Origin of the sequence: Acidiplasma sp. (genome assembly GCF_038728925.1) — an archaeon.
Taxonomy (GTDB): Archaea; Thermoplasmatota; Thermoplasmata; order Thermoplasmatales; family Thermoplasmataceae; genus Acidiplasma; species Acidiplasma aeolicum.
The window spans coordinates 1-6,493 of sequence record NZ_JAVYSZ010000031.1; the positions used below are offsets into that span (position 1 = coordinate 1).

Consider the following 6,493-nt stretch of genomic DNA (forward strand, 5'->3'; position numbering starts at 1 on the left):
ATATATTAAGACTTTTCTATATAAATTTTAATAAAATATATATTATTTAAAAAATTTGCCAAAACAAAATTATTTATAAGCATATTGTATTGCATCTATGTTTTATGTGTCTGACAATAAATAAGTTTAAAAATAAAATCAAAACCGGTGATGATAATTAGCGTAGACTATATTGTCGCTGCAATATTAATCCTTTCGTCCCTCTTTGTTCTTTCACTTGTTTTCAACGTTTTTGATCTAAAGGGCACAATTGCAGCACTTATCGTCGGAATAATTATAACATTTGCGGGTTCAATTTACTGGCTTATTTTAATGCTTATATTTGCCGCCACTGCGTTTATGGCAACAAAATATAGGATACAACAAAAGGCAAAAATGAAGCTTCAGGAGGGGCGCGATGGGGAGCGCCATGCATCCAATGTTATATATGCCGCACTGATTGGGTTAATCATAGCAGTTTTTAACGTATTTAAGGTATACAATCTGCCCTATTTTGAACTCTTCAGCATATCATTTGCGTCGGTAAATGCAGATACATTCGCATCTGAGATAGGGGTTTTCGATAAGAATGTTAGATTAATAACAAACTTTAAAAAAATTGTGCCCGGCATTAATGGCGGGATTTCATTGCTGGGAGAGCTTGCGGCGGTTTTTGGTGCCTTTATTATTGCATTTTCTTATTCAGTTCTTAATTTTCATAATATAAATATTATAAGTATATTGATTATTACATTTTTAGGATTCCTTGGATGCCAGTTTGATAGCATACTTGGTGCGGTATTTGAAAATAAAAATAAAATGACCAAGGGGCAGGTCAATGCTGCCTCAACACTCATGGCGGTTTTCGTTGGGATACTGTTTAGTTTTTAATACATTGATATTTAATTGCCTGCATTTATATGATTTAAAAATGTAATAAAAATTTATTATCGATTAAACTATTACCATATATGGCTAAATTATTTGTTATATCAACAGCAGGAAAGGATGATATAAACAGGGCCAACATGGCCATGAATTTTGCATACAATGCAGTTAAGAATGCAGGCGCCACCGTTGCCTTTATGTTCCTGGGCCGTGGGGTGGAAACATTGTTAAAGGATTCAGGCGGTTCCAAACCAATGCTGGATATGATCAATAATATGAAGGAATTAAATATAGATGTTATGTACTGCAAGGTTTCTTTAAAGGGCCTCGGATTAAACCCCGAAATAATATTTGATGGGATAAGGGATGTTATGGGTGGTGTTGAAACAGCCAAAAGGGTTGATGAGGGCTATTCAGTTATAACATTCTAATTTTTAGTATAATACTAATATTTATATATACATTTACAATAATAATCCGTGCTTATTATTAAAAACCTATCCTCAGGTTATTATCAGGATAAAAAATACCATGAAGTTATAAAAGATATTAATCTCACTGTTGGGGAAAATGAAATAATAGGCATCCTCGGCCCAAATGGATCAGGTAAAACAACACTGTTAAGGGCCATAATGGGTGAAATTTATTCAAGCAGCGGTGATATAATATACAATGGTCAGAGCATATTTGAAAAGGGCAATTATTCAGAATTTAGAAATAATGCAATATATGTTAAGCAGGATTCATTTAACAGCCTTAAACCATTAAAGAGCATTAATTTCCAGATTGGTAAATTATATGACTGGAAATCATTTGATGAAAATTATGTTAAATCACTATTTTCTGAACTGTCACTTGACCCTGCAATACTTCAAATGAAGGCCTTACAGTTAAGTGATGGCATGCGCCACAGGGTTGTGATTGCCATGGCACTGCTAAAGGAACCAAAAATACTGATGCTGGACGAACCCACAACAGGCCTTGATTCAATATCCACATATAAGTTACTTAAAATTCTTAAGGAAATAAAAAAGAAAACGTCCATAATAATTTCAAGCAATGATGTCAATGCACTTTTTGAAATAGCAGATAGAATATACATAATGTATGGCGGCATGGTTATAGAGGATGCAAACTTTAATGATTTGTTAAAATGCAGGTTCCATCCATACACTGATATGATTCTGAAATATGTTCCGTTGTATTCCAATAAAAATCTGGTTTACAGGCCGGTAAAAAATGATAGGCACGGTGGCTGCGTTTTTATAAATTCCTGTCCATACATAAATAATGAATGTGAAAACGATATACCGTATAAAAACATTAATGGTCATGGTTACCGCTGCATAAGATATCCTGGGTGGAAGGATGATAAAAATAATTAATTTAACAAAAAAATATAAAATTAAAACCGGGAATTTTAGATATTCCGATTTTTATGCCCTTGATAATATATCAACGATTTTTAAGGAAAATATTATAAATGGAATAACTGGTTCATCTGGTTCTGGAAAAACAACACTGGCAAATATAATATCTGGTTATGACAGGGATTATTCCGGTGAGGTTCTTTATGATAATTCCCAAGAGAAAAAATATGATTATATACGCTATGTGTTTCAGGACCCTTACATTTCATTAAATATGGTTAAGACAGTGGAATGGCACATAATGACCGCATCAGAATTAAACAATGTGGATATTGAAAGCTCAATAAAAAAATTTGAATCCACCAGGCTTGATTATGATGATTATAGATCAAAATATGTAAATACACTATCCGGTGGAGAAATGCAGAAACTTGCATTTACAATTGCAATTATTCCTGATCCAAAATATATAGTTCTGGATGAGGCTTTTTCAATGCTTGACCCCATTAATTTATTTTATATGCTCTCACTCTTAAAAAGCATAAGGAAAACCATTTCTGTAATTTATATAGACCATGATATAAACCGTGTGGCCTTCGCATCCGATTATATTTATATACTTAATAAAGGCAGAATCATTGAGGAAAATGATACTGATACTATCATGAATAAACCTGAAAATGAATATACAAAAAAATTAATAGAATACTCACCTGATTATAAAAAAAGAATTTAAATTTTGTTATGCTCCTCATCAACCAGGTTTACGGTCTTTCCCGCCCTCCTTGCAACATCAGGTTTTTTATATTTTATGTAAAATGCATAAATTACTGAAAATAATGTATAAACACCTATTATTATGATTGCATCTGTTATTGGGTACACTGGTGGCACCACTGATTCATAGAGAACAAAAAGGAATATGACGGTGGCAATTGCTGGAAATGCATAATGCTCTGTAAAGTGTTTTATTTTATCCAGTATATTTCCATGTTTTTCCTTTAATCTTCTGAACATTGTCATAACACTGGTATTTAAAAGGACGTGTGTAATAATTAATCCGGCAAGTGCCATGGTTGTTAAAAACTGGAAGGAATCGGTTAATGCATTAACAATAACCGGATCACTGGCCCTGCTCGTTAAAAGTGTGTATGGATTGACTCCAGCACCCATTGCAATTAAAAATGTCGATATAATTGCCATAACTGAGGATGAAACAGCCACAAATATAAGGGCCTTTGATGGAGTTACATATTTTTTATGTATATATGAAAAGAATTTTGGTATAATTCCGTCCCTGCCCATGGCAAAATACACTCTACCCGCATTGGCCTGCATTGCAACAGAATCAGAAAATGCAGAGTTAAATGCAACAAGAGAAAATAAAACACCGCCAACTATACCTGTGTATGCAGTTGCAACAATAATTCCAGGAATACCGCTGGATGAAAACGTTTGCATCATTGGTATCCCCCAGCCAACGATCTGAGCGTATGCAACCTCTGTCAATACAATACCAACTAGCAGAAGGCCAACTGTCAGTGCCCTTGTTATGGCCTTTGGGTTTGTGGCCTCCTCACCCAGAGGGGCTGATCCACCGTAGCCTATAAAACTTGTTAAACCAAATATCATGCCAAGGCCAACACCTGCTATAGGGCCACCCTCAGGTGCAAACCATGATGAGTACTGTGGCCACGCAAATGGATTAAATACATTGACTGTGTTATCAGGAGCCTTTATTATTATAATTGCAGATAATGTGGCAAGGAAAATCAACTCAAAAAATGATGCGTATTTTATGTATTTCATCTGTGGTCTGATTCCTATTATTGCTATCATTATGGGTATAATTATAAATGCAAGTATGAATGGTATCCATATCCATGCTGGCATGCCAATTCCAAGGAAATATTTAACAACGCCCGGCAGCACAACACCGGCAACGAAAACCGGAATTGCAGCGGTACTCACTATCTGGTACATCGGATACATTAATCCTGCACTTATTGCAGGAACAGGGCCAAATGCATTGGCAATATAACCGTAATACCCCCCTGCGCTGGCATGTCTTCTTGATAAATGATATAATGTATTTACCTCCAAAAACATGGTTAATGTTGCGATTATAAATGATAATGGTGTTAAAAAGAATGCGAAAATTGCCGAGGATACCACAAAGGCTATTGCATCACATGCTGGGGCCATTGCTGATATTTCCTCCGCTATGGCACCCCAGGTCCCAACCTGCCCTTTTTTTAGCCTGTTTTCATATTCTGTGGCTTTTTTATTATCATACATATAAAATTAGTATTACACTAACATATTTAAACATTTTTCATTGCAATAGATTTTTATTATTTATTATATTATAATGTTCATGTATGATATATGGAACTCCTTATGTGCACTGGCAGTGCTTGAGGGGAAAATTGAGATAAGCAAGAATATTGACAATAAACCAGAGGAATCTGGAATCTTCAGGCGATCTGTTGGAAAGATAAGGGGCCAGATACGTGATTACAGATCAGGCATATATAAGTCCACAATGGGAATCCATCTTGTTGAATTTACTGATCATTATGAGCTTCATGTTGATTCATATGACCCTCAAAAATATCCAGTGAGGCATTTAATTATTGACAGCCCTGATACGTTAATAAAAACCGGCATGCTGTTAAAAACAATAAAAAAAATTAAATGATTATTTTTTAAACCATGGAGAGCCAAGGGGAAGGGTTTTTTCCTTTATTGAATTGCTTATTATTGCAAAGCTTGTGTATACAGCGAAAAATGCGGTGATGAATCCAAATATTCCACCTATTCTGGTAAGTGTGGTATTTGAATAATATGCACCGAAACCAAGGGCCATGAATGCAAGCCACAGGAATAAAAATGTCATATTTAGGGCCAAATTTAGTCTCATTGCGTTTGCCCACATATAAAGTGTAAAAAGCCCCCATAGGATCAGGGCTATGCCAAGTGCATGCACAGAAATTGTTATAATTTTTAAATAGCTGAAGAAGACCAGAAGACCGTAAAAGAACCAGAATGAACCGTAGGATGTAAAGGCTGTGAAACCAAAGGTGTTCCCCCTGCGCATTTCAAATGCACCGGTTAGAAGCTGTGCAAATCCGCCATAGGAAAATGCCAGTGGCATAACAACAGATACTGCAGTGCCGGATAATATTCCGGCATTGACAAAACTCAATAAAAATGTTGTAAAACCAAAGGCTGCAAGTCCAAGGGGTGCAGGATCAGCAAGCAGGGACTTATTTATCTGATTAACCTCCATTGGATTGGACTCGGCAATTTTTATCATTGCCTTATTTTCATTATCAATTTCCTTTATATTTTCCATTAATTACCACTCTGCTTTTTTATTAGATCCATTGCCCTTTTGATTTCATCAACTGACGCCTCATTTTCCAGGGTGCTTATATCCCCTGGAAGCTGGTTAAGGTAAACCGCCTTAATTACCCTCCTCATTATCTTTCCTGACCTTGTCTTTGGAAGTGAATTCACTATGTGTATCTCCTCGGGAACCATTATTGGGCCAAGGTCATTTCTAACCTTCCTCTTTATTTTCTCTATTAATTCCGAGGATTTTTCATAGCCGTCCTTTAATGTAACAAATGCTATTATTGCATCACCCTTCACAGTATCAGGCTTTCCAAATACTGCAGCCTCTGCTATCTCTTTCATGGATACAAGCTCATCCTCTATCTCTATTGTACCTATCCTGTGCCCTGAGACCTTTAATACCTCATCACTCCTTCCAAGCAGCCAGTAATATCCATCTGAATCCCTTATGGCATAATCTCCCATTTTATAAATCTCATCATTAAACGGGAAGTAGTTGGTTCTATATTTATTCTCATCACCATTTACTGTAAGCATCATGCCTGGCCATGGCCTTTTTATTACTATATATCCCTTTTCACCATCCCTGACCCTCTTTCCATTTTCATCCAGCACATCAGGTTCTATGCCCGGCATTGGAAATGTTGCAGAACCTGGTTTAAGGTCTGGAAGCCCAAGATATATGGATGGTGACAGCACAGGTCCTGCAGTTTCAGTCTGCCAGTATGTGTCTATTATTGGGCACCGATTCTTGCCTATTACCTCATAGTACCAGTGCCATGCCGCAGGGTTTATTGGCTCCCCTGCTGTGCCCAGATATTTTAGGGATGATAAATCATGTGATTCCGGATATTTTTCACCGTATTTCATTAATAACCTTATTGCCGTTGGTGATG

General features: G+C 36.1%; 8 protein-coding genes. 5 read left to right on the forward strand and 3 right to left on the reverse strand.

The window, feature by feature from the left end; genetic code table 11:
* Window positions 1-150: 150 nt before the first annotated feature.
* The 4 genes from QXW15_RS07690 to QXW15_RS07705 all read left to right on the forward strand — a co-directional run bounded on the left by QXW15_RS07690 (window position 151) and on the right by QXW15_RS07705 (window position 2,973).
* Entirely contained in the window at window positions 151-870 is a 720-nt protein-coding gene (locus tag QXW15_RS07690; protein ID WP_054964251.1) for a DUF92 domain-containing protein, read from the forward strand.
* An 80-nt stretch (window positions 871-950) separates the two neighbouring features.
* On the forward strand, window positions 951-1,298 hold the full coding sequence (locus tag QXW15_RS07695) for a DsrE family protein (protein WP_048101480.1): 348 nt from the start codon (window positions 951-953) through the stop codon (window positions 1,296-1,298).
* Window positions 1,299-1,346: 48 nt separating this feature from the next.
* A complete protein-coding gene (locus QXW15_RS07700) occupies window positions 1,347-2,252 on the forward strand; it encodes an ATP-binding cassette domain-containing protein (protein ID WP_287960248.1) in 906 nt (301 codons plus the stop codon).
* Entirely contained in the window at window positions 2,236-2,973 is a 738-nt protein-coding gene (locus QXW15_RS07705; RefSeq protein ID WP_048101482.1) for an ABC transporter ATP-binding protein, read from the forward strand. The genes QXW15_RS07700 and QXW15_RS07705 overlap by 17 nt, the downstream gene beginning before the upstream one ends.
* Here the strand turns inward: QXW15_RS07705 and QXW15_RS07710 are convergent.
* Entirely contained in the window at window positions 2,970-4,535 is a 1,566-nt protein-coding gene (locus QXW15_RS07710) for an APC family permease (protein WP_055032254.1), read from the reverse strand. The genes QXW15_RS07705 and QXW15_RS07710 overlap by 4 nt on opposite strands.
* A 79-nt stretch (window positions 4,536-4,614) precedes the next feature.
* Here QXW15_RS07710 and QXW15_RS07715 point away from each other — a divergent pair, with 79 nt between their 5' ends.
* Window positions 4,615-4,938 (forward strand): hypothetical protein, encoded by a 324-nt coding sequence (locus QXW15_RS07715; protein WP_052656742.1) that lies wholly within the window; start codon window positions 4,615-4,617, stop codon window positions 4,936-4,938.
* Here QXW15_RS07715 and QXW15_RS07720 read toward each other — a convergent pair whose 3' ends face one another.
* A complete protein-coding gene (locus QXW15_RS07720) occupies window positions 4,939-5,595 on the reverse strand; it encodes an acetate uptake transporter (RefSeq protein WP_231563415.1) in 657 nt (218 codons plus the stop codon).
* Window positions 5,595-6,493 (reverse strand): AMP-binding enzyme (locus QXW15_RS07725; protein ID WP_342790296.1); only part of this gene is annotated, 899 nt, incomplete at its 5' end. The genes QXW15_RS07725 and QXW15_RS07720, both read right to left, overlap by 1 nt.

Bases quoted from the DNA above. Each gene is read 5' to 3' on its own strand.
- QXW15_RS07705 (WP_048101482.1), top strand. From the start codon at position 2,236: ATGATAAAAATAATTAATTTAACAAAAAAATATAAAATTAAAACCGGG.
- QXW15_RS07690 (WP_054964251.1), top strand. From the start codon at position 151: ATGATAATTAGCGTAGACTATATTGTCGCTGCAATATTAATCCTTTCG.
- QXW15_RS07720 (WP_231563415.1), bottom strand. From the start codon at position 5,595: ATGGAAAATATAAAGGAAATTGATAATGAAAATAAGGCAATGATAAAA.
- QXW15_RS07710 (WP_055032254.1), bottom strand. From the start codon at position 4,535: ATGTATGATAATAAAAAAGCCACAGAATATGAAAACAGGCTAAAAAAA.
- QXW15_RS07695 (WP_048101480.1), top strand. From the start codon at position 951: ATGGCTAAATTATTTGTTATATCAACAGCAGGAAAGGATGATATAAAC.
- QXW15_RS07715 (WP_052656742.1), top strand. From the start codon at position 4,615: ATGTATGATATATGGAACTCCTTATGTGCACTGGCAGTGCTTGAGGGG.